The following is a 26,478-nucleotide window of genomic DNA, read 5'->3' on the forward strand; positions in this document are numbered from 1 at the left end:
CCGCACAAGCGGATTTAGCGTGCCTCGCGCAGTTCGATCGCGCGCGCGAACACTGCCGCGAACATCTCCGGCGTCAGGCGCCCGGTATTCTGGTTGTAGCGCGAGCAGTGATAGCTATCGATCAGCGTCCGTCCGCCGGGCATGGCATGTTCGGCAAGATGCGCGAACGGCGCTTTGGGCAGGCGGCCGCCGAGCACTTTCACCGCCGACTGGTGCGCGATCGCGCCCAGTGCGACGACGACGCGCAGCGACGGCATCGTCGCCAGATCGGCATTGAGGAACGGGCGGCAGGTGCGGATTTCCTCCGGCGACGGCTTGTTCTCGGGCGGCAGGCAGCGGACGGCGTTGATGATGGCGATGCCCCTTGGCACCGGTGCGTCCTCGACCCGGCCGGTATAGCTGCCCTCGGCCAGACCGGCGGCGATCAGCGTGTCCCAGAACAGCGGCCCCGACCGGTCGCCGGTGAAGGGACGGGCGGTGCGGTTCGCCCCCTGCAAACCCGGCGCGAGGCCGATGATCGCCAGCCACGGATCGGCGTCGGCCAAGATGGGAACGGGGGCATTCCACCAGTTCGGGTGGTCGATGCGAAGCTGTTCGCGCAAGCCGACCAGACGGGGGCAGCGCGGGCAGTCTCGCGACGGTTCGTTGACGGCGGCGACGGCGGCGGCTTCGAGGTCCAGCGGGGCGGGGGTGGTGCTTTCCATTGGCGGGCGATAGGCGCGGGCGATGGCGACCTCAACCTATGCGATTGCGATCGGATCGAACAGGCGGGGACGGCATGGCGGGCCGGCAAGCGAGGTACGTGCGGCGATCTCCGCGCTCGACGGAGTGCGGGCGGTCGCGCCGATCATCGGCAGCGCGCCGCTGGGTCCGTCGCTCAGGCGCTATGCCAACACCGTCCTGTTGCTCGACAGCGACCTGTCGCCGCCAGCGATGCTCGCACGGCTGAAGGCGATCGAGCGGGCGTTCGGGCGGCGGCGCGGGCGGCGTTGGGGATCGCGGGTCCTCGACCTCGACATCGTCCTGTGGTCGGGTGGCTGCTGGTCGGGGCCGGGGCTGACCGTGCCGCACATCGCATTTCGTGCGCGCGACTTCGTGCTGCGTCCCTTGACCCGGATCGCACCCGGCTGGCGTGATCCGGTGAGCGGGCGCACGGTCCGGCAACTGCACCAACTGGTTGACCGCGCTCGCCCGCGGGACTAGGGGGCGGGGCTTCGTGGGCCCGTAGCTCAGTTGGTAGAGCAACGGACTTTTAATCTGTAGGTCTCGGGTTCGAATCCCGACGGGCTCACCACCGTACCGTTCCATCACCGCGCGATGTCGGCGGCGTCGACATCCGGTCGTCAAGCCATTGATCCGTTAAGCCCTTCTTAGCCATGGTCGCATATCCTGTCGGCCGTAGCGGCATCGCAAGATCGACGTCCGAACCGGCTCGGTAGGCGTCGACGGCACCATTGCCGGCGAAGGGGATAGGTCGGTCGATGCGGGTACGAAGAGCGTTCATCCGGTTCCGGGACGGCTCCACGCGCACAAAACTGACGATCGCGTTCGGAATCCTGGTGGCGATGGCGATCCTGTTGATCGGCATGGTCGTCGGGCAGATCGGCTCGATCCGCCACGCGGTCGAACTGAACCAGCAAAGCGCGAGGATTATCCGCCTGTCGCATGTCGCCGAAAAGGGCGTGATCCGCGCCAATTCGCAGATGCGCGGCGTGCTGCTGACCGGCAATTTCGACTATCTCGACACCTATTACGAGGGGCGCGCGCAGTTCGTTCAGTCGATGGCGAGCCTCGCGACGCTGGTCGACCTGCCCGAACAGCGTGCGCTGGTGCAGCAGGCGGTCGCCGCGCAAGCGGACTGGAGCCGGCAGTTTGGCGATCCGTTGCTCGCGCTTGCGCGGCGGCCGGGCGGGCGGGCGCAGGCGACCGCCATATTGGTCGCCGGCGGGCCGAAAGTCCGCGTCACCTATATCAACCGCATGGTCGCATCGCTGCGCGAGATCGAGGAACGGCGTATCGCCGAGCGCGAGAACGAACTGTACGAAACGATGGCGCACGCCTTTCTGGCGTTGGGGACCGGCGGCCTCTGCCTGTTGGCGATTGCGGTTGCGATGGCGTGGTTGCTGACCCGATCGATCGCGATTCCGCTCGCCCGGTTGAGCGATGTCGTCGATCGCCTGACGGGACGCGATTTTACCGTGACGGTGCCGGTCGACCAGCGCCGCCGCCGCGACGAGATCGGCCGGATCGCCCGGTCTCTCGAAGTGTTCCGGGTGGCGGGGATCGAGAACCAGCGACTGGAAGCCGAGGCGCAACGGATGGTCGAGGCCCGCGCCAGCGATGCGGAAGACGTGGCGCGACGGGTGCGGATCGATGCCGAACGCGACCGGGCGACGATCCGCATCATCGGCGCCGGGCTGGCGGCGATCGCGCGCGGCGACCTGACCTTTCGCCTATCCGGTGGATTGTCGGGCGATGCCGCGGTGTTGAAGCAGGATTATGATTCGGCCCTGGCGCAATTGGGCGGACTGCTGGGGCGGGTGCAGAGGATGGTTGGCGCGGTCGATCGCGACGCACGCAGTATCGTCTTCGCCGGCGAGCAACTGACCCAGCGGACCGTCGAGCAATCGGCGGCGATCGCCATCGTCGGCGACCGGTTGACCCAGGTCACGGCATTGATCGACCGCAACACCATCGGCGTCCGGCGCGTCGCAGAAGTGGCGCAGTCGACCGGCGAGGCCGCCGAACAATCGCGCCGGACGGTGGGGGAGGCGGTGCGGGCGATGGCGCGGATCGACGAGAGTTCGGAACAGATCGGCGCCATTGCCGGGCTGGTCCGGTCGATCGCCGAACAGACGCATCTGCTGGCGCTGAACGCCCAGATGGAGGCGGCGCGCGCCGGGGCGGCGGGCAACGGGTTCGCGGTCGTCGCCAGGGAGGTCAGCCAGCTTGCCACCCGGCTGCGCGCGGCAAGCCACGATATCGCCCAATCGCTGGCATCGGCGCGGGCATGCGCGATCGAGGGCGTCGACCTGGTAGGAACCGCCAGCGGCAAGCTGGGGCTGATCCTGCGGGATGTGAAGGAGATGTCGACGCTGGTCACCGATCTGGCCGGCGCGGCCGAACGGCAGGCGGGCGAGGTTCAGGATGTCGATGCACGGATGCGCGACATTGCGCGCGTCACCGAACGCAACGCGGTGGCAGCGGGTGAGGCGGGCGAGACGCTGGCACGGTTGTTGACCGGGGCGGACGCGCTGGCGCGGTCGCTTGCGCAATTCCGCATTCCCGATGCGATCAATGTTATGGCTTTGCCGGCTGCGGCCTGAATTTGGGGAGAGATTTTTGCACAGGCCCGGATGAAGTTCGGGGCCAATATTCGTCGCACGCTCCGAAATGGATCGGCATGGGTGGATCCGATCGCCCCGACACCACTCCTATCCGTCGATCGACCCGCCGAGCGACGCGTTGACCAGTCCGCCGTCGACGGTGATCGTCTCGCCCACCACATAATCGCCCCCGCGCGACGCAAGGTAGATCGCCGCCGCCGCCATATCCTCGTCGACCCCGATCCGCCCGGCCGGAATACGTTTCGCGACTCCGTCGCCATGGTCGCGCGCCGCCTTGTTCATGTCGCTGGCGAACGCGCCGGGCGCGATCGAGCTGACGTGGATCGCATCCGCAACCAGCCGCGCCGCCATCCGCCGGGTGAGATGAATCAGTGCGGCCTTCGACGCCTGATAGCTGTACGTCTCCCACGGATTGACCCGCTGTCCGTCGATCGAGGTGATGTTGATGACCTTGGCCGGCCTCGCGCGCGATGCCGCCACCTTCAGCATCGGGTGCAGCGCCTGCGTCAGGAAGAATGGCGATTTCACGTTCAGGTCCATGACCTTGTCCCAGCCCGCTTCGGGGAAGGTCTCGAACGCTTCGCCCCATGCCGCACCGGCATTGTTGACGAGGATGTCGAGCCGGTCGGTCTGCGCGGCGAGGCGGTCGGCCAGCGCGCGGCATCCCTCGATGGTCGACACGTCCTGCGGCAGCGCGGTTGCGCCGATCTCTTCTGCCGTCGCGATGCACTGGTCAGCCTTGCGCGCCGACACGAACACCTTCGCGCCCTGTGCCACGAATCCCGCCGCGATCATCCGCCCGATGCCGCGCGATCCGCCGGTGATGAGCGCGACGCGTCCGTCGAGGCGGAACAGGCTGGCGGTGTCCATAAACTCTCCTGCAACAAACCGGATCTTCGAATCGTCCGGTTCGTCAGGATGACAGCGGATACCCGATCACGCAATCGGGCGCGCCGCCAACCGGCGACGCGCCCGTCCGCGCTAGGGAGCGTGGATCAGATCCGGCCGAGCCGGTGGTAGAGATGGGCGAATTTGCTCGATTGCGGCTGGTCGGCGATCGTCTGGATGTGGGTGGCCAGCGCTTCCTTCAGCAACCGGAAATCCTCGGTCGAGAAAACGGCGCGGCTGCGGGTCGGTTCGGGCATCGTACTTCTCCTCTCGTTCTGGTTCAGGCGGCCTTGTCGAACTGGGCCGTTTCGGTGGATTCTTTCAGGGCGGTGGTCGAACTGCTGCCCCCGGCCAGCGTCGTCGCGACAAGGTCGAAATAGCCGGTGCCTACCTCGCGCTGATGGCGGGTCGCGGTATAGCCATTGTCCTCGGCGGCGAATTCTGCCTGTTGCAACTCGCTATAGGCCGCCATGCCCCGGTCGCGATATCCGCGCGCCAGTTCGAACATGCCGTAATTCAGCTGGTGGAACCCGGCCAAGGTCACGAACTGGAACTTGTACCCCATCGCCCCGATCTCACGCTGGAAGCGGGCGATATCGTCCTTGTCGAGATTCTTCTCCCAGTTGAACGACGGCGAACAGTTATAGGCGAGCAGCTTGTTCGGATACTTTGCCTTGATCGCCTCGGCGAAACGCCGCGCATCGTCGAGGTTCGGCTTGCTCGTCTCCCACCACAACAGATCGGCATGTTCGGCAAAGGCGAGGCCGCGCGCGATGCAATGATCGACCCCGGTTCCCTCCTTCAGCCGGAAAAAACCTTCGGGCGTCCGCTCGCCGGTCAGGAACGGATGGTCGCGCGCGTCGATATCCGAAGTGATCAGCCGCGCGCTCTCGGCATCGGTCCGGGCGCAGATGATCGTCGGCACCCCCGCCACATCCGCCGCCAGCCGCGCCGCGTCGAGGTTGCGGATATGCGCCTGGGTCGGAATGAGAACCTTGCCGCCAAGGTGCCCGCACTTTTTTTCCGATGCCAGCTGGTCCTCATAATGCACGCCCGCGACGCCGGCGGCGATATAGGCCTTCATGATCTCGAAACAGTTGAGCGGCCCGCCGAACCCGGCCTCGGCATCGGCGACGATCGGCGCATACCAGTCGCGGGTAGCACCACCCTCCATATGCTCGATCTGGTCGGCGCGGCCGAGCGTCGCGTTGATCCGCTTGGCCAGTTCCGGCCCGGCGTTCGACGGATAGAGCGACTGGTCGGGATACATCTGTCCGGCGGTGTTGGCGTCGGCCGCGACCTGCCAGCCCGACAGATAGATCGCCTTCAGCCCAGCGCGCACCATCTGCATCGCCTGATTGCCCGACAGCGCGCCCAGCGCATGGACATAATCCTCGCTGTGCAGCAACTCCCAAAGCCGGTTCGCCCCGCGCCGTGCCAGCGTATGTTCGACCGCGACCGATCCGCGCAGCTTCGCGACGTCGGCGGCGGTGTAGGGGCGGGTGATCCCGTCGAAGCGGCCGGGCGGGGCAGGGACCATTTCGGCGATGTCCATTGTCATGTCCTTCACAGTATCGGTTGTCGTTGACACCGCTATGCCGGTGTCGACGCAGCAGCGTCAGCCGTTACGTGCCGAAATTCCGGTTGGACTGTCGCGTCCGCCCGTGTTCCTGTTGTCAGCATGTAAATTCGTGACAAGGGGTGGCTCATGGAAACCAAGCTCTTCGCCGGTCACGCCGTCCGCCGCCTGCGTCGTGGGCAGGCGCTTACGCAAGCGGCGATGGCCGAGCTGCTCGGCGTATCGCCCAGCTATCTGAATCTTATCGAACGCAATCAGCGCCCACTGACCGCGACCCTGTTGGTGGCGCTCGCCGAACGCTTCGGCTTCGACGCCCGCACGCTGGCCGCCAGCGAACCGGCAGGGGGCGCCGATGCGCTGCGCCGCCGCCTTGCCGACCCGATGTTCGCCGACCTCGCGCTCGACCGCGCGGACATTGCCGAGTGGCTGGCAAGCGCGCCGGGCGGCGCCGAAGCCTTTGCTCGCGCCTTCGACCGATTGGGCAGCGGGGCGGGGGAGACGATCGCCGCCGATCCCGCCATCGACGCCCGCGCCGCGATCGAACGCTGGCGCAACCATTTCCCCGACCTCGACGCACAGGCCGAAGCACTCGCCGATGACCTTCGGCAGAGCGGCGGTGACCCGGCGGCGGCGATGGCCGATCGCCTGCGCGTCCGCCACCATCTCTCGGTCCGGCTGCTGCCGGTGGAGGCGATGCCCGACCGCCTTCACCGCACCGACCTGCACGCCCGGCAACTCCAACTCTCCGAACGCCTCGACCCCGCCTCGCGCAGCTTCGCGCTCGCCCGCGCACTGGGTCATGCCGAGGCACGCGCCGAAGTCGACGCGTTGGTGCGCGGCGCGGCCCTGACCGATCGCACCGCCGAACTCTGGCTGCGCCGCCACCTCCACGGCTATTTCGCCGCCGCCGTCATGATGCCCTATGCCCGCTTCCTCCGCGCGTGCGAAGCGACCGGCTATGACATCGCGCTACTCGGCCGTCGCTTCGGCGCGGGGTTCGAACATGTCGCCCACCGCCTGACCACGCTCCATCGCGTCGGCGCGCGGGGCCTGTCCTTCTGCCTGCTGCGCATCGACCGCGCGGGCCAGATTTCGAAGCGCTTCGCAGGCGCCAGCCAGTCGCCTCTGGTCGAGGGCGCGCCCTGTCCGCTGCTCGGCGCGTTCGACGCCTTCGCACGTAGCGGGGAGGCGATCGTGCAACTCGTCGAACCCGAAGCCGGTGGCCGCTGGCTGACCATCGCCCGCACCGTTACCCCGCCCGGCGCGCTGGCCGGCGAAGTCCGTGCGCGCTTCGTCGTCATGCTCGGCATCGCCGCCGAACAGGCCGCCGGCCTCGCCGCCGCGCGAGGCCTCGACCTTACCGCGCGTGGCGTGCCGGTCGGGGCAGGGTGCCGCGCCTGCACCCGCGGCGACTGTCCACAACGCTCCGCCCCGCCCGCCGGCCGCGCCATGCGCCTCGACGATCGCGACGGCGGCCTGACCCCCTTCGCCTTTGCCGGGGATTAGGATTATCGTGGCTTTACATCTCCGTTAACCAAGTTCTGGCAGGAACAGGCCATGCGAGTCCTCCATATCCTCGATCATGGTCTGCCGCTGCACAGTGGATACACGTTCCGCACCCGGGCGATCCTGACCGCGCAGATGGCGCGCGGCTGGAGCGTGGCTGCCGTCACCAGCGGGCGGCAGGGGACGAGCGACGTCGCAGGCGAGACGATCGACGGTATCGACTTCCACCGCACCGTGCCGCCGCGCAGCCTGCCGGCACCCTTGGGCGAACTCGCCGAAATCCGCGCCTTCGCCGCGCGCATCGACGAAGTCGTCAACGAATTCCGCCCCGACATCCTTCACGCCCATTCGCCGGTCCTCGATGCGCTCGCCGCACTGAAGGTCGCCCGCAAGCGTGCCTTGCCGTTGGTCTATGAGATCCGCGCCTTTTGGGAAGACGCCGCCGTCGGCAACGGCACCGGCACCGAAGGCTCGCTCCGCTACCGCGCGACTCGGGCGCTCGAAAGCTGGGCGGTGGGGCGCGCCGATGGCGTCGCCGTCATCTGCGAAGGATTGCGCCGCGACCTGATCGCGCGTGGCATCGATCCGGACAAGATCATGGTGTCGCCCAACGGCGTCGACCTGACCCTGTTCGGCGATTCGCCCGCGCCCGACGCTACTCTTGCCGCCGAACTCGGTCTGACGGGCAGGGACGTGCTCGGTTATCTCGGCAGCTTCTATGACTACGAAGGGCTCGACACGCTGATCGCCGCGATGCCCGCTTTGGTCGCCGCGCGGTCCAATGTCCGCCTGCTGCTGGTCGGCGGCGGCCCGATGGAATCGGCGTTGCGCGCCCAGGCCGAAGCGTCCAGCGCCGCCCATGCGATCCGCTTCATCGGTCGCGTGCCGCACAACGAAGTCGAACGCTACTATGGACTCGTCGATCTACTCGTATATCCCCGTAAGGCGATGCGCCTGACCGATCTTGTCACCCCGCTCAAACCGCTCGAGGCGATGGCGCAGCGCCGGCTGGTCGCCGCGTCCGATGTTGGCGGCCATCGCGAGTTGATCCGCGACGGCGACACCGGCACGCTCTTCGCCCCCGACGATCCTGCCGCGCTCGCCAGCCGGGTCGCCGCCTTACTCGCCGACCGGTCGGGGTGGGAAGCGATGCGCGATCGTGCGCGTGCCTTCGTCGAATCGGAGCGTAACTGGGCGGCGAACGTCGCGCGCTATCAACCGCTTTACCAGCGGCTGATCGGTCGTAACGCCCCTGCAACCACTGCGCCCGCCCGGCCGTTGGTCGACGCATGAAGCGCTCGCAGGTCCCGATCGTCGCGATCTTTACCGCGCTGACGGTGGCGCTCGTCATCGCGCTGCTGCCGGTTTGGCGGATCGAGGCTGCGGTAGAAGCCAGCGGGCTACCGGCGCTGCTCCCCGCCGCCGCGCCGCCGCTGGGCATGACCGCGCGCATCATGCTGATGCTCGCGGCCGCGACGCTCATCGCCGGGCCACTGTGGATCGGGCTATGGCTGTTGCTGCCCGCCAAGCGCCGCCGCCGCGCCGCCGGTGCCGAACCCAGCGTTCGCCGTGCCGATGCCCATCCCGACGCGCCGCCGCGCCCGCCGGTCCGCGCCGCGCGCGATCTGGGCAAGCCGTTCCTCGACCCGCTCGATCCGGTCGAGACCGAAATGGATCTGCCGCGCGACCTGAACGTGCCGATGGCGATCTTCGACCCGGCCGCCGTGCCCCCGGTTCCCGCCGCCCCGGCGCAGGCGGTGCGGCCGCTCTTCCGCCCGACGCCCGCGCCTGTCGACGAACCGACCGTCGCACCCGACGCCTTCTTTGCGCCCCCCGAACAGGAGGCGCCCGTGCCGCCGACGCCCGTCGAACCGCCGCTCGCCGAAGCGTCGACGCGGGAAGAGGCCGAGCCGCTGTTCGTGCCGGAGCCGCCGGTCGTGCTGGAAACTGCCACTACGTCCGATCCGGACGAGGTTTCACCGTTCGTGGCCGACGTGCCCGCAGAACCCGAATTGGTGGATGTCACTCCGCCGCCCGCCGCCGCACCGCCGGTCGCGGAAGCACCAGCGGCCCATCCCGATATCGCGCCCGCCGAACCGGCGATCGAACCGGCCCCCTTGCCCAGCCTCGACGCGCTGCTCGACCGCCTCGACGAAGGGCTGCAACGTCGCCGGACCGCCGAAATCGAACGGCAGGAAGCCGCCAAGGCGCAATCCACCGGCCTCGCCTCCGCGCTGGGCGCCCTCCGCCGCATGGCTGGCGGCGAATGACCCTTCTCCCCTCTCCCCGGAGAGGGGAGAGGGTTAGCGAAGCTTGCCAGCCTGCTGGCTAGCGCAGCTTGGGAGAGGGGTCGAGCGAGCCACGGGCTCGCGCGCTCGCTAAAGCGAGCGCTCCACCCCTCACCCAGCTCCGACTATAGCGTGATGACAACAGGCAGAACCGTTCGTGCTGAGTAGGGCTGAGCTTGTCGAAGACCCGTATCGAAGCACGCGCCACAGACGGTCCTTCGATACGCCATTTCGACAAGCTCAATGGCTACTCAGGACGAACGGGTCAGTTTCATGTCATTCAACTCGAGGCGTTTGCTGGCAGCAAACACAAAGTCCGCACAACCCGCTCCCCTTATCGGGACGAGGGGGCCGCTCTGTACCTGACCTTCACCGCTCCTCGACCGTCAGCACCTCCACCATCACCGCATCCCCCGTCCGCGCCACCAGCGCGACATCCGCGACCAGATGCCCGCGTAGCGGCAGGTTCGCCTCGGCCAGCCCCGCGACCCATGCATCGAATGCCACGCCCGATCCACTCAGCGTCAACCGATGCCGCGCCCCGACGAAGGTCGCACTGGCCCAGCGCGTCCAGTCCGCCTCGCCGACCGTGACCGCGACCCCCGCCGCCTCGGCCGCGATCCGCAACCGCCGTTCGAGCAGCGTCGCCGCATCGGGACCCCGGCTCAATGCCGACGCTCCTGCGCGTCGATATAGGCTTCGATCTTGGCGATCAGCGGGGGGCGTGGCTGCCGCCCGTTGCGCAGGTCGCCGACCAATCGCGGATCGCCCGCCGCGCGCCGTCCGAACAGCGTTTCCGGCGTGCCCGTAGCCTGCAAATGCTGGCTGATCCGTTGCAAAATCGTATGCATCCATACCTCCCGTCTACCCTCTCGACTCAATCCGTGTTCATGATCTGTTCCTTGAAATCCAACTTGTCTAGGAAAAATCCTACGGCTAGGAATTACCTATGGAATCGAACGACATCCGCGCCGCGATCGCGCGCCTTGCCGGGGAACGGGGCGTCAGCCTTGCGGAGCTGTCCCGCGTGCTGGGGCGTAACCCCGCGTATCTTCAGCAATTTATCGAACGCGGTTCTCCGCGGAAACTGGCGGAGGCCGATCGTGCGACGCTCGCCCGCTATCTGGGCGTCCCCGAATCGCTGCTGGGTGGCCCGCCGGAAAATCCGCTGATCGCGATCCCCCGCATCGATGCCGCCGCCTCCGCCGGGCCGGGCGGGCTGGTCGAGGATGATCTGGGCGACGGCGCGCTGCGCATCGATACGGCGTTGCTTCGCCAATTGCGGGTCCGTGCCCAAGATGCGTCGATGATTACCGTCGCAGGCGATTCGATGCAGCCGACACTGTCCGATGGCGACGCGATTCTCGTCGATCGCGGCGACCGGCGCGGCGTGTCGGGCGCGATCCATGTCGTGCGTTATGACGGCGTGCTGCTGGTCAAGCGTCTTGCCCGCACCCGCGACGGCGTCGAACTGCTCAGCGACAATCCGGCCTATCCGCCGATCGCGGTGACCGGCCGGCCTGACATCATCGGCCGCGTCGTCTGGCTGTCGCGCTCGCTATAGCGTTTCCTACCCAGCCGATATTTGCGAGGGTCGCCGTGTTTCCTCCAGCCGTCCGCAGGCGAAGGGCGTCAAGTGTCAACTTTCAAGCTGAAAAACGCATCTACATCACTGACGTGTAAGCAATAAATTTGCCCAATGACGTCGACGTAGTGTCAACTTCGCCAACTTTCAGCGGCGGTCGCGCTGCCAGATTATCACGGCAATTCCGATACCCAGCGCCAGCCCGACCAGAAACCCGATCGTCGCCTCACCGAACACCGCGCCGATGATGGCACCGCCCAGCGTGCCGAGCGCGATCGGCATCCCGCCGGCCTTGGGGCTTTGCGAAGGTCTGTTCATCGCCGACTTTTGCCACACGCGCCGCGCCCGCGCCACTGCGTGCCGTCCGTACCGCTCCGGCACGCCCCGCCGTCCCGAAACGGGATTGCGGTGCAGGCGGTAACCATCGTCTCCCGCAGTAGATGCGGTCGGTACGGTTCCGGCACGAACCATGATACAAGCGCCGCCATGCTCGATTCGATCGCCCTTCCGCCATATATTTCCGACGCATCCGACCTGGCGACGGCGCATGAGTTGATCTCCGATTTCGGTACGCGCGCCGCCGACGAAGCCATCTCGCGGGCAGCCGACGCCCGCGACAACGACAATGTCATTCAGTTCTGCCGCTGGCGACAGGTCGCGCGCCTCGTCAATCTGCTCGCACGTCCGGGCGTTTGGGGCACGATTCACTAAGCTTGGCCCTTGGCGGGGGTGGTGCTGCTCCGCTAGGAGCTTCTCATGTCGAGCTGCCGGCTTGCCGTGCTGTTGAGCGCCGGATGGCTCGCTTTCGCGGGCCCGGCGGCGTTCGCACAGGAAACGCCGCTCGATCCCGATGCGCCGATGACCGACCTGCCCGATATCGGTGTCGCGTGGCCCGACCTGTCGACCGCGCCCGCCGATCCCGATGCGACCGCAGGGCCGCAGCGTGCCGGCGGCGAATTCCGCTATAATTACCGCATCACCGGCATCGACGGCATCAATACCGACCTGTTCCGACAGCGGTTCAACGAACTCTCGACGCTGCGCGCCAATGAGGGCGAACCCGCCAACGCCGCGCAGATCGATCGCCGCGCGCGCGAGGACGCCCGCCTCCTCGACGAACTGCTTCGCAACGAAGGCTATTTCGACGCGCGCATCTCGACCAGCGTCCGCCCCGAAGGCGACAGGCTGATCGTCTATCTCGAGGTCGAACTCGGCCAGCTCTACCGCTTCGCGCAGGTCCGCACCCCTGGCATCGCCGCCGCGGGCGACAAGGCGCCGGAACTGCGCGACGCCTTCCCGATCAAGCCCGAAACCCCGGTACAGGGCGACAGCGTCGTCGCCGCGCAGGACCGGCTGACCCAGACGATCGGCCGCGAAGGCTTTCCCTTCGCCAAGGTCGGCGAGCCGGAGATCACCGTCGACCACGCCACCCGCACCGCGACGCTCGACATCGCGGTCGCGCCGGGCGGCGAGCGCCGCTTCGGCCGGATCGTCACGGCGCCCAACCGCATCTTCGACGGCGACCATGCGCAGGACATCGCTCGCTTCAAACCCGGCGAGACCTATGATTCGACGCTGGTCGACGATCTGCGCCGCGCCATCGTCCAGACCAGCCTCGTGTCGCAGGTCCGCCTGACCCCGGTCGAGGGCGCGACGCCCGGCACGGTCGACCTGAACCTCGCCATGGAACCCGCCCCGCCGCGCACCATCGCCGGCGAAATCGGCTATGGCACCGGCGAAGGCGCGCGGGTCGAGGCGAGCTGGACCCATCGCAACCTGTTCCCGCCCGAAGGGGCGCTGACGCTGCGCGGCGTGCTCGGCACGCTCGAACAGGTCGCGGCGGTGACGTTCCGCCGCAACAATTTCCATGGTCGCGACCGGGTGCTGACCGCGCAGGTCGCCGCGACCCATCTGGTCCGCAACGCCTTCGAAGCGAACACCGTCTCGCTCTCGGCCGGGCTGGAGCGGCAGACCAATATCTTCTTTCAGAAGACCTGGACCTGGTCGCTGGGCGGCGAACTGGTCGCGACCGACGAACGCGACGTGATCGTCGCCACCGGCGAACCGCGCCGCCGCACCTATTTCATCGGCGCGCTACCCAGCAGCCTGAATTACGACGGCTCCGACGACCTGCTCAACCCGACCAAGGGCTTTCGCCTCGGCGGACGGATCAGCCCCGAATTGTCGCTGCAGGGGCAGGTGTTCGGCTATACTCGTGCCCAGATCGACGCCAGCGTCTATCGCCCGGTCACCGGCCGCGTCGTGCTGGCCGGCCGCACCCGCATCGGCTCGATCCTCGGTGCGCCGCGCGATGCGGTCGCACCCTCGCGGCGTTTCTATGCCGGCGGCGGCGCATCGGTGCGTGGCTATGGCTTCCAGGATATCGGCCCGCGCGATCCCAACAATGATCCGATCGGCGGCCGCAGCCTCGCCGAATTCTCGCTGGAGGCGCGCGTCCGCGCCTTCGGCAATTTCGGGGTCGTGCCGTTCCTCGACGCGGGCAACATCTATACCTCGACGCTGCCGCGCTTCACCGGCATGCGCTTCGGCACCGGCATCGGCGTGCGCTATTACAGTAATTTCGGCCCGATCCGCGTCGATGTCGGCACCCCGATCAATCCGCAGCGCGGCGACCCGCGCGTCGCGGTCTATGTCTCGCTGGGGCAGGCCTTTTGACCGAGGCACCCGCCGACACCGCGCCTGCGCCCGCCTCTGCGCCCCGGCGTCGGATCGGCTGGGGCCGCCGTCTCGCCCAGCTGGTGGCGGCGATCGTCATCGCCATTGCCGGGCTACTGGTCGTCATCGACACCGGCCCCGGCCACCGGCTGATCGCCAACAAGATCGCGACGCTCAAACCCGCCAACGGCATGCGCTATCGCATCGGCCGGATCGATGGTTCGATCTATCGCAAGGCGCGGCTGATCGACGTCCGCATTTACGATCCCAAGGGGCTGGTGCTGCGCGCGCCGGTCGCCGATCTCGACTGGCGGCCATGGGAATTCTGGTCGAACCGGCTGGCGATCACCAGCCTGACCATCCCCCGCGCCATCCTCGCCAAGCTCCCGCAGCCCAACCCGACCGGGCGCAAGAGCCCGATCCTGCCCGGCTTCGACATCCGTATCGGCCGGCTCACTGTCGAGCGGCTCGAACTGGCCAAGGCGGTGACCGGCACCGCCCGGGTCGGCCGCCTCGCCGGACAGGCCGATATCCGCTCGGGCCGCGCACTGGTCGACCTTGCGCTGGACATTGCCACTAGCGACCGGCTTCGCCTGCGCCTCGATGCCGAACCCGATCGCGACCGGTTCGATGTCGATCTGCGCGCACGTAGCGTCGCCGACGGCCTGCTCGCCACCGCCAGCGGCATTCGCCGGCCCCTGTCGGTAGAGATATCGGGCGATGGTCGCTGGTCGGCATGGGACGGGCGCGCCGTAGTCGATGCCGGCCGCGCCCGTCTGCTCGATCTGACGTTGGGTGTCCGCGCCGGCCGCTATACGCTCGGCGGCACGCTCGCGCCCTCGACGCTGTTACAGGGCAAGCTGCAACGCCTGACCGCGCCGCAGGTCCGTGTCACTGGCAGCGCGACCTTCGCCAATCGGCAGATCGACGGCGTGCTCGCGCTACGCAGTCCGGCGCTGGCGCTGGAAGCCGACGGTATCGTCGATCTCGGCACCAGTGCCTTCCGCGACCTGCGCCTGCGTGCTCGCCTGCTGCGCCCGGCCGCGCTGTTCCCCAACATGACCGGCCGCGATATCGAACTGCGCGCGATCCTCGACGGCGAATTCGCGACCGCGCGCTTCGACTATCGCCTGCGCGCCGCCCGGCTCGCCTTCGACCAGACCGGCTTTGAGCAAGTCGTGGCGGCAGGGCAGGGGCGCTTTTCGAAGGCACCGGTGATCGTCCCCGTCCGACTGGCGGCGGCGCGGGTTACCGGGGTCGGCGACGTTGCCGGCGGCATCCTGCGCAACCTGTCGGTCACCGGCAAGCTCGCGGTCGGCACCCGCACGCTGGTCGGCAACGACCTGATCGTCCGTTCGGACAAGCTCAACGGGCGCATCATGCTGACGCTCGACCTGACCACCGGCCGCTATGAGGTCGGGATCAGCGGCGCGCTGCAACGCTATTTCATCCCCGGCCTCGGTCTGGTCGATGTGCAAACCCGCCTGACCGCCGTGCCGATCCCCGGCGGCGGCACCCGCATCGTCGGGCGCGGACTGGCGCAGGTCCGCCGGCTCGACAACGGCTTCTTCCGTTCGCTGACTCAAGGGCTGCCGCGGATCGAGACCGGGCTGGAGCGCGGCAACGACGGCATCCTCTATTTGCGCGGCCTGCGCCTGACCTCGCCGGGCCTGACCCTCAGCGGCAATGGCTATCGCCGCCGCGACGGCACCTTCCATTTCGAAGGCAGCGGGCGACAGGCGACCTATGGTCCCGTCCAGCTGGTCCTCGACGGCAACATTTCGAAACCGACGCTCGACCTGCGGTTCGCATCGCCCAACGCCACACTGGGTCTGGCCGACGTAATCGCTCATCTCGACCCGACGCCCGAGGGCTTCGCTTATCGCGCCGTCGGTGGATCTCGGCTGGGGCCGTTCACCGCCAATGGCCGCATCCTGTTGCCGAGCGGCGGTACCGCGCGCATCGCCGTCGACGAACTGGAGGTCAGCGGCGCTCGCGCCAATGGCGCCATCGATATCGTCGAGAACGGCTTCCTCGGGCAGTTGAACGTCGATGGCGGCGGCATCACCGGCACCATCGCCTTCCGGCCGCAGGGAAGCGACCAGCGCATCGATATCGCGCTCGACGCGACCCGCGCCCGGCTGGGCGCCGCCGGCATGGTCCGGCGCGGGCGGCTGGAGGCAGGAATCGTGCTGGCGGAGGGCGGCACGACCCTCGACGCGACCGTCACCGCACAGGGCTTTCGCCGTGGCCAATTGTCGATCGCGCGCCTCGCCGGCAGTGCGAAGCTGGTCGACGGCGTCGGCGAGGTCCGTGCCGCCATCGCCGGATCGCGCGGCCGCGCCTTCTCGATCCAGAGCGTGACGCAGGTCGCCACCGACAGCTACACCATCACCGCCGAAGGCACGCTCGACCGCCGCCCGTTCAAGCTCGAAACTCCGGCGGTTCTGCGCTGGGAGGGGGAGGGCTGGCGCCTTGCCCCGACCCGCTTCAGCTTCGCAGGCGGCACCGCCACGGTCGGCGGCGCGTTCGGCACGACCGCCAGCGAACTGACCCTCGACGTCGCGCGCATGCCGCTGGCGGTGCTCGACATCGGCTATCCGGGGCTGGGCCTGGGCGGCACCGCATCCGGCAAGATCGCCTATGCGCTGACCGGCAATACGCCCAGCGGCCGGGTCGACATGACCGTGCGCGGCCTCAGCCGGTCGGGGCTGGTTCTGTCCTCGACCCCGATCGACGTCGGCATCGCCGCCGTGCTCGACGCCAACCGCGCCGGCGTGCGCGCAGTCATGGCCAGCGGCGGCAGGACGATCGGCCGCGCCCAGGCCCGGCTGTCGCCGCTGGGGCAGGGCGACCTTGCCACCCGCATCGCCAACGCGCCGCTGATCGCGCAGCTTCGCTATGGCGGCCCCGCCGATACGCTGTGGCGGTTGACTGGCATCGAATTGTTCGACCTGTCCGGCCCGGTCGCGGTCGGTGCCGACGTGTCCGGGCGCCTCGCCGACCCGCGCATCCGCGGCGTCGTCCGCTCCAGCGGCGCGCGTATCGAAAGCGCGATCACCGGCACCGTGCTGACCGGCGTCGAGGCGCAGGGCCGCTTCGACGGATCTCGGCTGGTGATCGATCGCTTTGCGGCCAGTGACGGGCGACAGGGGCGGGTGACCGGCACCGGCGCGTTCGAATTCGCGTCGGTGCGCGGTTTCGGCATCGACCTGTCGCTCAACGCCGATCGCGCACGGCTGATCAACACCGATTCGATCGGCGCGACGGTCACCGGCCCGATCGCGATCCGCAGCGACGGCGCGGGCGGCACCATCTCCGGACAGGTGCGGATGGACGGCAGCCGCTATCGCCTCGGCCGCGCCACCGCCACCGCGCCGCTGCCGCGCCTCAATATCCGCGAGATCAACCGCCCCGATGGCGACGACGAGAGCGCCGCCGCCGTCGTGCCGTGGAAGCTCGACCTGAAGGCCCGCGCCCCCGGCGGGCTGATCGTCACCGGCCTTGGCCTGACCAGCGAATGGTCCGCCGACCTTGCCATCACCGGCGAGCCGACCAACCCGATCATTAACGGCCGCGCCGATCTGGTGCGCGGCGATTACGAATTTGCCGGCCGTGAATTCCGCGTCGATCGCGGAGCATTGCGCTTCAACGGTGAAAGCCCCGCCGATCCCGCACTCGACATCGTCGCAGCCGCCGATACGCAGGGGCTGAACGCGACGATCCGCGTCGCCGGCACCGCGACCCGCCCCGAAATCAGTTTCCAGAGCGTGCCCGCCTTGCCCGAGGACGAACTCCTGTCGCGGCTATTGTTCGGCACGTCGATCACCAACCTGTCTGCGCCCGAAGCGTTGCAGCTCGCCGCCGCCGTCGCCGCGCTCCAGAATGGCGAGGGCGGCCTCAACCCGATCAACGCCGTCCGCCGCGCCGCCGGCCTCGACCGCCTGCGCATTCTCCCCGCCGATCCGCAGACGGGCCAAGGGACATCGGTCGCGGCCGGCAAGTATCTGACGCGGCGCTTCTATGCCGAGATCGTAACCGACGGGCAGGGCTATTCCGCCACCCGCATCGAGTTTCAGGTGACACGCTGGCTATCGCTGCTGGCGTCGATCTCGACGCTCGGACGCCAGAGCACCAACGTCCGCATCTCGCGGGATTACTGACGAAGCGATGGTCTGACACCCCGCCCGTTCGTCGTGAGTAGCCATTGCGCTTGTCGAAATGGCGTATCGAAGGACCGCTTGTGACCAAGTACTTCGATACGGGTCTTCGACTTCGCTCAGCCCCTACTCAGCACGAACGGTTGGGAAGGACGCGAATCGCCCGCCCCTACCGTTCGGTTCGAGCAGCTTTGAGCTTGTCGAGAAGAGGGTCGGGTGAACCATGCCCCGCAGGTTCAAGATTGTCCGGGGGACAATCCGGCGCGACCCTCGTCGAGAACTGGCCTCCTGGAGCGGAACGCAGCTTTCCTACATCCGATCAGCCGCGCAGAATGCCCGCGCTCTTTGACACGTCCAGCCCACCAACGCCTTCTCGACGGACGCTTCTCGACTTCGCTCGAAGCTGCTCGAAGCAAACGGGGGAGTAGTTGCGTACGCAGCAAAGCCACTCACGGCGCAAAACGCGCACGAGCGTGAACTTCGTGAACTTTGACCCGCTCAAGCCACCGCGCGCACCGGCACCGCGGCACTATACAGGCTCTTGCCCGCCTCATCGCGCAGGTCCAACGACAGCAGGTCGCCGGCCACCTGCACCATGCCGAACCCCGCCGCCGCGCGGCAGAAGCGGGTGCCCTCGACCGGCGATACCGGCCGTGCCTCCATGCCCCCGCCGCACTGGATCATGTCGATCCCGTCGCGGCGGATATGCTGCAAATCATGGTCGTGCCCGGCGATATAGGCCTGCACGCCATGCCGGTTCAGGATCGGCAGCACCTGCGCGATGATCTCCGGCTGGTCGCCATGGCCGCTGCCGCCCGACCGGATCGGATGATGGCCGGTGACCAGCTTCCACTTCGCCCGCGACTGCGACAGCGCATGGTCGAGCCATGCAAGTTGCGCCTTCGTATCCTGCGACCGCGTGTTGCCGCCGATCATGCCGTCGTTGCTGCGATAGCGTTCGACGAAGGGCGAGGTGTCGATCGCGAACAGGTCCGCATCCGCGCGCACCAATGCTGCATCGGCGACCTGATAATAGCGCGCCGGCATCCGCCACCGCTTGCTGCGCACCGCATAGTCGATCTGCGCCTGCGGATTGCCGCGATAGTCGTGATTGCCGAGCAGCGCATACCACGGCACCTGCAACGCCGGATGGGTATAGACCCCCTCGAACACCGACTGCCACAACGGGTCATCGACCGACGCCACCCCGTCGCTGTAGAAATTGTCGCCGATCGCCAGCACGAAGTCGCTGCGCGCCGCCGCCGCCGCACGACCCATCGCGGCTGCGACGTGATGCTGTTCGGGCGTATCGCGCCCCCAGTCGCCGAGCACCGCGAAGGTGCACCCTCTCGGTTGCTTCTCGCGTGCCGCGGCGGCCGGCGGGACGGTCAGCCCGGCAGCCCCCATGGCGAACCCGCTCAACAATGTCCGGCGGTCGAGAAGGATGGTCATGCGGGCTGGTCCTGCTAGCGGGTTGGTGGGAAGCGATAAGACACGGGGATGTGACGTTTCTGTGGCAGACCGGCTGGCTGCGGTCGGTGAAGCTGTCGCCGGCAGTTGACCGATCGTACGGCTGGATCCCCTCTGCGCCCGCAGGTCGCTTTCGATCGGACGAAGTCGCTCTCAGCCTTCGGCGTCTTCTCCCTTTCCCGGCGGGAGAGGGAGCGAGCGGCGCAGCCGCGGATGGGCGAGGGTGATCCGTCGGCGGTTGCTGCCGAACCTTCATCGCGCCATCCGTCAGTTCCGGTAAGGCCATCGTCGCCGGCAAAGAAGAAGGCGCCGGGATCGCTCCCGACGCCTCTTCTCAACCCAAGCGCGACGTAGCGAAGCCACGTCGTCGGTCCTCGCCGGTCGGCGAGGCCGGCCGACAGCGCGGATGCGCCCGCTGGGCACCGGCGCGGTCGTCGCCGCGCCTTACGCGCTGTAGTACATGTCATATTCGACCGGGCTCGGGGTCATTTCCCAGCGAGCCACTTCGCCGCGCTTGATCTCGATATAGGCTTCGATCTGGTCCTTCGAGAAGACGTCGCCCTTCAGCAGATAGTCGTAATCGGCTTCGAGGCTGTCGAGTGCTTCGCGCAAGCTACCACACACGGTCGGAACCTGTGCGAGTTCTGCCGGCGGCAGGTCGTACAGGTTCTTGTCCATCGCCTCGCCCGGATGGATCTTGTTCTGGATGCCGTCGAGGCCGGCCATCATCAGCGCCGCATAGGCGAGATAGGGGTTGGCCATCGCGTCGGGGAAGCGGACTTCGACGCGCTTCGACTTCGGACCCGTGCCATACGGAATGCGGCACGACGCCGACCGGTTGCGCGCCGAATAGGCGAGCAGCACCGGCGCTTCATAGCCCGGCACCAGGCGCTTGTAGCTGTTGGTGGTCGGGTTGGTGAAGGCGTTCACCGACTTGGCATGCTTGATGATGCCGCCGATGAAATACAGGCACATGTCGGACAGGCCGGCATAGCCGTCGCCAGCGAACAGCGGCGAACCACCGTTCCAGATCGAGAAGTGGGTGTGCATGCCCGAGCCGTTATCTTCCTTGATCGGCTTCGGCATGAACGTCGCGGTCTTGCCATAGGCATGGGCGACCTGATGCACGACATACTTGTAGATCTGCATGCGATCGGCGGTCGTGGTCAGCGTGCCGAAGGTCAGGCCCAGTTCATGCTGCGCGGCGGCGACTTCGTGGTGATGCTTGTCGCAGGGCAGACCCATTTCGAGCATGGTGCTGACCATCTCGCCGCGGATGTCGACGGCGCTGTCGACCGGCGCGACCGGGAAATAGCCGCCCTTGGCGCGCGGGCGGTGGCCCATGTTGCCGGCTTCATATTCGCGACCCGAATTGCCCGGCAGTTCGATGTCGTCGATCTTGTAGTAGCTGGTCGAATAGCTGTTTTCGAACCGGACGTCGTCGAACATGAAGAATTCGGCTTCCGGCCCGACATAGACGGTGTCGCCGATGCCGGTGGTCTTCAGATACGCCTCGGCGCGCTTCGCGGTCGAACGCGGGTCGCGCGCATAAAGTTCGCCGGTCGACGGCTCAACCACGTCGCAGAAGATGACCAGCATCGGGGTGGCCGAGAACGGATCGGTATAGACCGCGTCCAGATCGGGCTTGAGCACCATGTCGGACTCGTTGATCGCCTTCCAACCCTCGATCGACGAACCGTCGAACATCAGGCCGTCGGTGAGCTCGTCTTCACCCAGGATCGATGCGACCATGGTCAAATGCTGCCACTTGCCCTTCGGATCGGTGAAGCGGAGGTCGATCCATTCGATCTCCTCGTCCTTCACGCGCTTCAGGATGGTGCTGGCGGAAGTAGCCATCGAAAACTGCCCTTTCTGATTAAACCCCGCATTCCGACGCAACGTATCGTGCCGGAACGCCCCTCGATTCGAAACTTTGCTGCGCTGCGTCAGATCGCGTCGTCGTTGCGCTCACCCGTGCGGATGCGCAAGGCGGTCTCGACCGGAATGACGAAAATCTTTCCGTCGCCGATCCGGCCGGTCTGTGCGGCCGCCGCGATCGCCTCGACGACGCGCTCCGCAAGGCCGTCCTCGACCACGACTTCCAGCTTCACCTTGGGCAGGAAATCGACGACATATTCGGCACCGCGATACAGTTCGGTATGGCCCTTTTGCCGGCCGAACCCCTTGGCCTCGGTCACGGTGATGCCGCTAACGCCGACTTCGTGCAGCGCTTCCTTCACCTCATCCAGCTTGAACGGCTTGATGATGGCCTCGATCTTCTTCATGCGCCTTGCCGATCCCCTCGGACACGGCCGGTCTGGCCGTTTACGTCCCGTTAAACAAAGATTGTGCCAACCGGCGATTCGCCTCGGATACGATCATCGGGGATTTGGTCGGGGGTGTCGATATTGCCTGCAGAAGGGGCAGGGTGCCGGTTTTTCGGGCAGTGAAATCCCTCTCCGGCACGGAGGCGGACCGCCGCGAAGCGGTGGTGGAGGGGGGCTTCCTCCTCAACGACGATCGCGTTTCGCGGAAAGCCCCTTTACCAGTCTGGGGCTGTTCCCCTCACCGTGCCGAGGAGGATTTTAAAGATACGGCGGCTTCGTGAACCCCTTGGGGCTGAGCGTAAAGATCTCGCAGCCATCCTCGGTGATGCCGATCGAGTGCTCGAACTGTGCCGACAGCGATCGGTCGCGGGTCACCGCCGTCCAGCCATCGTCGAGCATCTTCACATCGGGCCGGCCGATATTGATCATCGGCTCGATCGTGAAGAACATGCCCGGACGCAGCTCCGGCCCGGTTCCCGGACGACCGGCATGGATCACCTCCGGCGCGTCGTGGAACAGCCGGCCCAGGCCGTGGCCGCAGAAATCGCGGACGACGCCATAGCGATGCGCCTCGGCATGGCGCTGGATGGCGTTCGCGACATCGCCCATCCGGTTGCCGGGCTTCGCCTGTTCGATGCCGATCATCAGGCATTCATAGGTCACGTCGACCAGCTTGCGCGCCTTGATGGGCACATTGCCGACCAGATAGGTGCGGCTGCTGTCGCCATGCCAGCCGTCGAGCAGGGGGGTAACGTCGATATTGGCTATGTCGCCGTCCTTCAGCGTCCGGTCCGACGGGATGCCGTGGCACACGACATGGTTGATCGAGATGCACGTCGAATGCGCATAGCCGCGATAGCCGAGCGTCGCGGGCACCGCGCCACCTTCGCGCATTAAGCGAAAGATGATCGCGTCCAGCTCGGCGGTGGTGACGCCCGGCACGACATGCGGCGTAATCTCGTCGAGGATATAAGCGGCCAGCCGCCCGGCGCGGCGCATCCCTTCGAACCCGGCGGCATCGTGCAGCTTGATCGCGCCGGTCCGGGCCAGCGGCATGTCGGTGGTGACGGTCTGATATTCGGTCATGATCGCCATATAAGCGAGGAAGGGGTGCTAGGCGAGGGCAGGTCGCCACGCTATGTCCGCGCGCATGACCGACCGCATCTGGACCGCCGCTTTGATCGTCATCGGTGACGAAATCCTGTCCGGCCGGACGCAGGACAAGAATATCGCACAGCTCGCCAGTTGGTTGAACGTGCAGGGCATAAGGCTGGGCGAGGTCCGCGTCGTCGCCGACCGCGAGGAAGCGATCGTCGAGGCGGTCAACATCCTGCGCGCGCGCAACGACTATGTCTTCACCACCGGCGGCATCGGCCCGACCCATGACGACATCACCGTCGATTCGATCGCGGCGGCGCTAGGCGTGCCGGTGATCGTCCATCCCAAGGCGCGCGCGATCCTCGAAGCCTATTATGAGACGCGCGGCGGCCTCACCGACGCCCGGCTGCGCATGGCGCGGGTGCCCGAGGGCGGCGATCTGATCGAGAACCGCATGTCGGGCGCGCCGGGCATCCGCATCGCCAATATCTTCATCATGGCCGGCGTTCCGCATATCGCCGCGGCGATGCTCGACAGCCTGACCGGCACGTTGGAGGGTGGCCTGCCGGTCGTTTCGGCGACGCTCGGCTGCTGGGTGGGGGAGAGCGAAGTCGCCGACATTCTCCGCGACGTCGAACGCGCTCATGACGGCGTCGCGATCGGAAGCTACCCGTTCTTCCGCGAAGGCCGCACCGGCGCGAACTTCGTCGTGCGCGCGACCGATCCGGGGATGGTCGATGCCTGTATCGCCGACCTGGTCGAACGTCTGCGTGCCGAAGGCCGCGAACCGGTGACCGGCGGAATCTGAGCCAAGCCTAGTTGCAAGGCTGCGGTCCGCTCGATATGTCGGACTAATAACCTATCAGGAGAGCGACGTTGGCTAACGCCCCGACCCGCATCGCGTTGGCCGGTATCGGCAAGATCGCGCGCGACCAGCATATCCCGCATATCGCCGCCAGCCCCGATTTCGAACTGGTTGCCGCCGTCACCGGTCACACCCCGCCCGACGGCGTGCCGGGGTTCAAGACGATCGACGAGATGATGGCGGCGGTGCCCGATGTGCAGGCGATCTCGATCTGCACCCCGCCGCGAGGCCGGCTGAACCTGATCCAGCAGGCGCTCGACCACGGCCTCGACGTCATGATCGAAAAGCCGCCCGCCGCGACCCTGTCCGAAGCGCAGGCATTCGCCCGCGCCGCCGAAGCGGCCGGCAAGCTGTTGTTCGCAACATGGCATTCGCGCGAGGCCGCAGCGGTCGAGCCCGCCCGCGCATGGCTGGCCGAGCGCAATATCCGCCGGGTCGAGGTTAACTGGAAGGAGGACGTCCGCGTCTGGCACCCGGGACAGGCATGGATCTGGGAACCGGGCATCGGCGTGTTCGATCCGGGCATCAACGCGCTGTCGGTCATCACCCGCATCCTGCCGCGCCCGCTGCTGCTCGACGCCGCCGAACTGCGCTTCCCGTCGAACCGCGACGCACCGATCGCCGCCGATCTCGACTTCACCGACACCGCCGGGGTGCCGGTGCGCGTCGAATTCGACTTCGACCAGACGGGGCCGCAGACCTGGGATATCGATGTCGAGACCGACAACGGCCACCTCAAGCTGTCGATGGGCGCGTCGCAGATGGCGGTCGACGGCGTCTCGGTCGATGTCGGCGACGAACCCGAATATGCGCGCCTCTATCGCCGTTTCGCCGAATGCCTGCGCGATCGGGTGAGCGATGTCGACCTGTCGCCCTTCGTCCATGTCAACGACGCGTTCCTGCTGGGGCGCCGGGTGACGGTCGGCGAATTTAGCGAGTAGCTGCCGGTCCGGGCGCCATCGCGTCGACGATGGCGTCGCGAGCGCGGCTGGCGACCGCTTTGCGCCCCAGTCCGGCCGGATCGAACGGCGGCAGGAAATGGATCGTCAGCCCGATCCGTCCCGGCCGCGCGAGGATACGCGCCGCATTGGTCGTGCCCGGTTCGTCGCCGATCCATGCGACCTCGCGCGCATCGCCGTAATCGAGATGGACCGGCTGCACCTGCAATCCCGGCGGCGGCGGGTCGATCGCGCCCAGCAGGGCGGCCTTGAACGGCAGCAATTCGCCCGGCCGTGCCGTCGTCCCTTCCGGGAACACCGTCACCGGGTGATCGGCAAGCAGCGCCTCTCGTAGCGTATCGATCTGCCGCGCTACCCCCAGCCGGTCGCCGCGATCGACGAACAGCGTGCGGTTGAGCGTGCACAGCCACCCGACTAGCGGCGCATCGCGCAACTCGCCCTTGGCGACGAACGCGCTGCCGCTGGCCCCGGCGATGGCGAGAATGTCGATCCAGCTCTGGTGATTGGCGAGGTACAGCACGTCGCGCGTAACGGGGGTGCCGACCACCGTCGTCCGCACGCCGACTACCCGGGCGATCGCGCCGAGGAAGCGCGGCGGCCATGGCGAGCGCAACCGCACCAGTCGCCAGCTTCCGTGCAGTAGCAGGTAGAGAAGCAGCGTCGCCAGCATCGCCGCCGCACGCGCCGTCAATCGCAGGCGCGCGCCGGGCGACATACGATCAGCCCTTGCGTTCGAGGCTGACGCCGTAGAGTTCCATACGGTGGTCGACGAGGCGGAAGCCGAGCCGTTCGGCGATCTGCTTCTGCAACAATTCCAGCTCGGGATCGACGAACTCGATCACCCGCCCGCTTTCGACGTCGATCAGATGGTCGTGATGCGCTTCGGGTGCCGGCTCGTACCGGGCGCGCCCGTCGCCGAAATCATGGCGGTCGAGAATGCCGGCCTCTTCGAACAGGCGAACGGTGCGATACACCGTCGCGATCGAAATGCCCGGATCGATCGCCGATGCGCGCTCATAGACCTTCTCGACATCGGGATGGTCGTCGGCTTCGGACAGCACGCGCGCGATCACGCGGCGCTGTTCGGTGATGCGCAGCCCTTTTTGTTGGCACAATGCTTCGAGATCGATCTTGCGGGGCATGCGGTCCTGTACGTCCAGAGGAGGTGCGCCGACATTAACGCGGCCCGCCGCCGAGTGAAAGCCGCTAAGTGGCGTCGGGGCCGTCATCGGTCCGAACCGACGCGGCCCCGCGTGCATCAACGCGTGCGGCGCTGCGTGCCCAGACCGATCTTCTTCGCCAGCGTGCGACGCTGTTCGGCATAGTTGGGCGCGACCATCGGATAGTCGGCAGGCAGGTTCCACTTGGCACGATATTGTTCGGGCGTAAGATTGTAATGCGTCATCAGGTGACGCTTGAGCATCTTGAGCTTCCGCCCATCCTCCAGACAGACGATGAAGTCGGGTTTGACCGACGCGCGCACCGGCACCGCCGGTTCGGCGGGCGGGGCGACGGGTTCGGCCGGCGCGCCCAGGTCGTTCAAGGCGTCATGTACGCTGCGGATCAGGACGGCGATATCGCCGACGTCGACGTGATTATTCCCGACATGCGCCGCCACGATGTCCGCGGTCAGAGCAATGAGCGTGTCGTCGCGCTCCGCATGGATGTCCATTCTATTCCCTCTTAACTCAACCGCCCGAGCGGTTCTCGCCTGATATCGGACCAGAATG

At 67.2% G+C, this 26,478-nt stretch carries 26 protein-coding genes and 1 tRNA gene; 12 read left to right on the forward strand and 15 right to left on the reverse strand.

The annotated features are described in order from the left end of the window. Positions 1-14: 14 nt before the first annotated feature. On the reverse strand, positions 15-704 hold the full coding sequence (locus tag AAIO73_RS04445) for a uracil-DNA glycosylase (protein ID WP_345876561.1): 690 nt from the start codon (positions 702-704) through the stop codon (positions 15-17). A 22-nt stretch (positions 705-726) separates the two neighbouring features. Here AAIO73_RS04445 and folK point away from each other — a divergent pair, with 22 nt between their 5' ends. Both folK and AAIO73_RS04455 read left to right on the forward strand, forming a co-directional pair. Beyond that, positions 727-1,203 carry a 2-amino-4-hydroxy-6-hydroxymethyldihydropteridine diphosphokinase gene (folK, locus tag AAIO73_RS04450; protein ID WP_345876562.1) on the forward strand — a complete coding sequence of 159 codons (477 nt, stop codon included), beginning with the start codon at positions 727-729 and terminating at the stop codon, positions 1,201-1,203. Positions 1,204-1,218: 15 nt separating this feature from the next. After that, positions 1,219-1,294, forward strand: a tRNA-Lys gene (locus AAIO73_RS04455). Here the strand turns inward: AAIO73_RS04455 and AAIO73_RS04460 are convergent. Continuing rightward, on the reverse strand, positions 1,289-1,588 hold the full coding sequence (locus tag AAIO73_RS04460) for a hypothetical protein (protein WP_345876563.1): 300 nt from the start codon (positions 1,586-1,588) through the stop codon (positions 1,289-1,291). The two genes, AAIO73_RS04455 and AAIO73_RS04460, sit on opposite strands and share 6 nt — an antisense overlap. On the opposite strand from AAIO73_RS04460, the gene AAIO73_RS04465 reads away from it, so the two are divergent. Continuing rightward, entirely contained in the window at positions 1,566-3,326 is a 1,761-nt protein-coding gene (locus AAIO73_RS04465; protein ID WP_345876898.1) for a methyl-accepting chemotaxis protein, read from the forward strand. The two genes, AAIO73_RS04460 and AAIO73_RS04465, sit on opposite strands and share 23 nt — an antisense overlap. A 108-nt stretch (positions 3,327-3,434) precedes the next feature. Here AAIO73_RS04465 and AAIO73_RS04470 read toward each other — a convergent pair whose 3' ends face one another. From AAIO73_RS04470 to aceA, 3 genes are all read right to left on the reverse strand, one after another. After that, positions 3,435-4,217, reverse strand: a complete 783-nt coding sequence (locus AAIO73_RS04470; RefSeq protein WP_345876564.1) for an SDR family oxidoreductase — start codon at positions 4,215-4,217, stop codon at positions 3,435-3,437. A gap of 125 nt (positions 4,218-4,342) precedes the next feature. Beyond that, on the reverse strand, positions 4,343-4,492 hold the full coding sequence (locus AAIO73_RS04475; RefSeq protein ID WP_200909444.1) for a hypothetical protein: 150 nt from the start codon (positions 4,490-4,492) through the stop codon (positions 4,343-4,345). A 23-nt stretch (positions 4,493-4,515) separates the two neighbouring features. After that, complete coding sequence (aceA, locus tag AAIO73_RS04480) at positions 4,516-5,796, reverse strand: isocitrate lyase (RefSeq protein WP_345876565.1); 1,281 nt, start codon at positions 5,794-5,796, stop codon at positions 4,516-4,518. Positions 5,797-5,943: 147 nt separating this feature from the next. Between aceA and AAIO73_RS04485 the strand changes: the two genes are divergently transcribed. From AAIO73_RS04485 to AAIO73_RS04495, 3 genes are read left to right on the forward strand one after another with little or no spacing between them, the layout of a single operon-like run. Continuing rightward, complete coding sequence (locus AAIO73_RS04485; protein WP_345876566.1) at positions 5,944-7,320, forward strand: helix-turn-helix domain-containing protein; 1,377 nt, start codon at positions 5,944-5,946, stop codon at positions 7,318-7,320. Positions 7,321-7,371: 51 nt separating this feature from the next. Then, positions 7,372-8,613 (forward strand): TIGR04063 family PEP-CTERM/XrtA system glycosyltransferase, encoded by a 1,242-nt coding sequence (locus AAIO73_RS04490; protein ID WP_345876567.1) that lies wholly within the window; start codon positions 7,372-7,374, stop codon positions 8,611-8,613. Next, positions 8,610-9,590 carry a hypothetical protein gene (locus AAIO73_RS04495; protein ID WP_345876568.1) on the forward strand — a complete coding sequence of 327 codons (981 nt, stop codon included), beginning with the start codon at positions 8,610-8,612 and terminating at the stop codon, positions 9,588-9,590. Before AAIO73_RS04490 ends, AAIO73_RS04495 begins: the two co-directional genes overlap by 4 nt. A 387-nt stretch (positions 9,591-9,977) precedes the next feature. Here AAIO73_RS04495 and AAIO73_RS04500 read toward each other — a convergent pair whose 3' ends face one another. After that, a complete protein-coding gene (locus AAIO73_RS04500; RefSeq protein ID WP_345876569.1) occupies positions 9,978-10,277 on the reverse strand; it encodes a hypothetical protein in 300 nt (99 codons plus the stop codon). Continuing rightward, positions 10,274-10,459 carry a hypothetical protein gene (locus AAIO73_RS04505; RefSeq protein WP_056454395.1) on the reverse strand — a complete coding sequence of 62 codons (186 nt, stop codon included), beginning with the start codon at positions 10,457-10,459 and terminating at the stop codon, positions 10,274-10,276. Before AAIO73_RS04505 ends, AAIO73_RS04500 begins: the two co-directional genes overlap by 4 nt. A 98-nt stretch (positions 10,460-10,557) precedes the next feature. On the opposite strand from AAIO73_RS04505, the gene AAIO73_RS04510 reads away from it, so the two are divergent. After that, positions 10,558-11,172, forward strand: coding sequence for a S24 family peptidase (locus AAIO73_RS04510; RefSeq protein WP_345876570.1), 615 nt, complete (start codon positions 10,558-10,560; stop codon positions 11,170-11,172). A gap of 168 nt (positions 11,173-11,340) precedes the next feature. Here AAIO73_RS04510 and AAIO73_RS04515 read toward each other — a convergent pair whose 3' ends face one another. Next, on the reverse strand, positions 11,341-11,511 hold the full coding sequence (locus tag AAIO73_RS04515; RefSeq protein ID WP_242116065.1) for a hypothetical protein: 171 nt from the start codon (positions 11,509-11,511) through the stop codon (positions 11,341-11,343). 168 nt (positions 11,512-11,679) lie between these two features. Between AAIO73_RS04515 and AAIO73_RS04520 the strand changes: the two genes are divergently transcribed. Genes AAIO73_RS04520 through AAIO73_RS04530 form a run of 3 tightly spaced genes read left to right on the forward strand, consistent with a single transcriptional unit; the run spans position 11,680 to position 18,032 of the window. After that, a complete protein-coding gene (locus tag AAIO73_RS04520) occupies positions 11,680-11,904 on the forward strand; it encodes a hypothetical protein (protein WP_345876571.1) in 225 nt (74 codons plus the stop codon). Positions 11,905-11,949: 45 nt separating this feature from the next. Continuing rightward, positions 11,950-13,869, forward strand: a complete 1,920-nt coding sequence (locus AAIO73_RS04525) for an autotransporter assembly complex protein TamA (protein WP_345876572.1) — start codon at positions 11,950-11,952, stop codon at positions 13,867-13,869. Further along, positions 13,866-18,032, forward strand: coding sequence for a translocation/assembly module TamB domain-containing protein (locus tag AAIO73_RS04530; RefSeq protein WP_345876573.1), 4,167 nt, complete (start codon positions 13,866-13,868; stop codon positions 18,030-18,032). The genes AAIO73_RS04525 and AAIO73_RS04530 overlap by 4 nt, the downstream gene beginning before the upstream one ends. A 495-nt stretch (positions 18,033-18,527) precedes the next feature. Here AAIO73_RS04530 and AAIO73_RS04535 read toward each other — a convergent pair whose 3' ends face one another. The 4 genes from AAIO73_RS04535 to map form a co-directional block, all read right to left on the reverse strand. Continuing rightward, the gene (locus AAIO73_RS04535; protein WP_345876574.1) at positions 18,528-19,481 is read right to left on the reverse strand and encodes a metallophosphoesterase; all 954 of its coding nucleotides are present in this window, start codon (positions 19,479-19,481) and stop codon (positions 18,528-18,530) included. Positions 19,482-19,943: 462 nt separating this feature from the next. Next, the gene (glnA, locus tag AAIO73_RS04540; protein WP_242116070.1) at positions 19,944-21,356 is read right to left on the reverse strand and encodes a type I glutamate--ammonia ligase; all 1,413 of its coding nucleotides are present in this window, start codon (positions 21,354-21,356) and stop codon (positions 19,944-19,946) included. A gap of 89 nt (positions 21,357-21,445) precedes the next feature. Further along, positions 21,446-21,784 carry a P-II family nitrogen regulator gene (locus AAIO73_RS04545; protein WP_055759592.1) on the reverse strand — a complete coding sequence of 113 codons (339 nt, stop codon included), beginning with the start codon at positions 21,782-21,784 and terminating at the stop codon, positions 21,446-21,448. Positions 21,785-22,084: 300 nt separating this feature from the next. Next, a complete protein-coding gene (map, locus tag AAIO73_RS04550; RefSeq protein WP_345876575.1) occupies positions 22,085-22,912 on the reverse strand; it encodes a type I methionyl aminopeptidase in 828 nt (275 codons plus the stop codon). A gap of 64 nt (positions 22,913-22,976) precedes the next feature. Here map and AAIO73_RS04555 point away from each other — a divergent pair, with 64 nt between their 5' ends. Together AAIO73_RS04555 and AAIO73_RS04560 are read left to right on the forward strand one after the other, a co-directional pair. Further along, positions 22,977-23,732 carry a competence/damage-inducible protein A gene (locus tag AAIO73_RS04555; RefSeq protein ID WP_345876576.1) on the forward strand — a complete coding sequence of 252 codons (756 nt, stop codon included), beginning with the start codon at positions 22,977-22,979 and terminating at the stop codon, positions 23,730-23,732. A gap of 68 nt (positions 23,733-23,800) precedes the next feature. Further along, positions 23,801-24,730: a Gfo/Idh/MocA family protein gene (locus AAIO73_RS04560; RefSeq protein WP_345876577.1), complete on the forward strand. Its 930-nt coding sequence runs from the start codon at positions 23,801-23,803 to the stop codon at positions 24,728-24,730. Here the strand turns inward: AAIO73_RS04560 and AAIO73_RS04565 are convergent. The 3 genes from AAIO73_RS04565 to AAIO73_RS04575 form a co-directional block, all read right to left on the reverse strand. Continuing rightward, positions 24,720-25,463 (reverse strand): lysophospholipid acyltransferase family protein, encoded by a 744-nt coding sequence (locus AAIO73_RS04565; RefSeq protein ID WP_345876578.1) that lies wholly within the window; start codon positions 25,461-25,463, stop codon positions 24,720-24,722. The genes AAIO73_RS04560 and AAIO73_RS04565 overlap by 11 nt on opposite strands. A gap of 4 nt (positions 25,464-25,467) precedes the next feature. Then, the gene (locus tag AAIO73_RS04570) at positions 25,468-25,890 is read right to left on the reverse strand and encodes a Fur family transcriptional regulator (protein ID WP_056004519.1); all 423 of its coding nucleotides are present in this window, start codon (positions 25,888-25,890) and stop codon (positions 25,468-25,470) included. 116 nt (positions 25,891-26,006) lie between these two features. Then, the gene (locus AAIO73_RS04575; RefSeq protein WP_345876579.1) at positions 26,007-26,420 is read right to left on the reverse strand and encodes a Ros/MucR family transcriptional regulator; all 414 of its coding nucleotides are present in this window, start codon (positions 26,418-26,420) and stop codon (positions 26,007-26,009) included. Between the last annotated feature and the right edge of the window lie 58 nt (positions 26,421-26,478).

The organism is Sphingomonas epibiotica (assembly GCF_039615155.1).
Lineage (GTDB): Bacteria > Pseudomonadota > Alphaproteobacteria > Sphingomonadales > Sphingomonadaceae > Sphingomonas.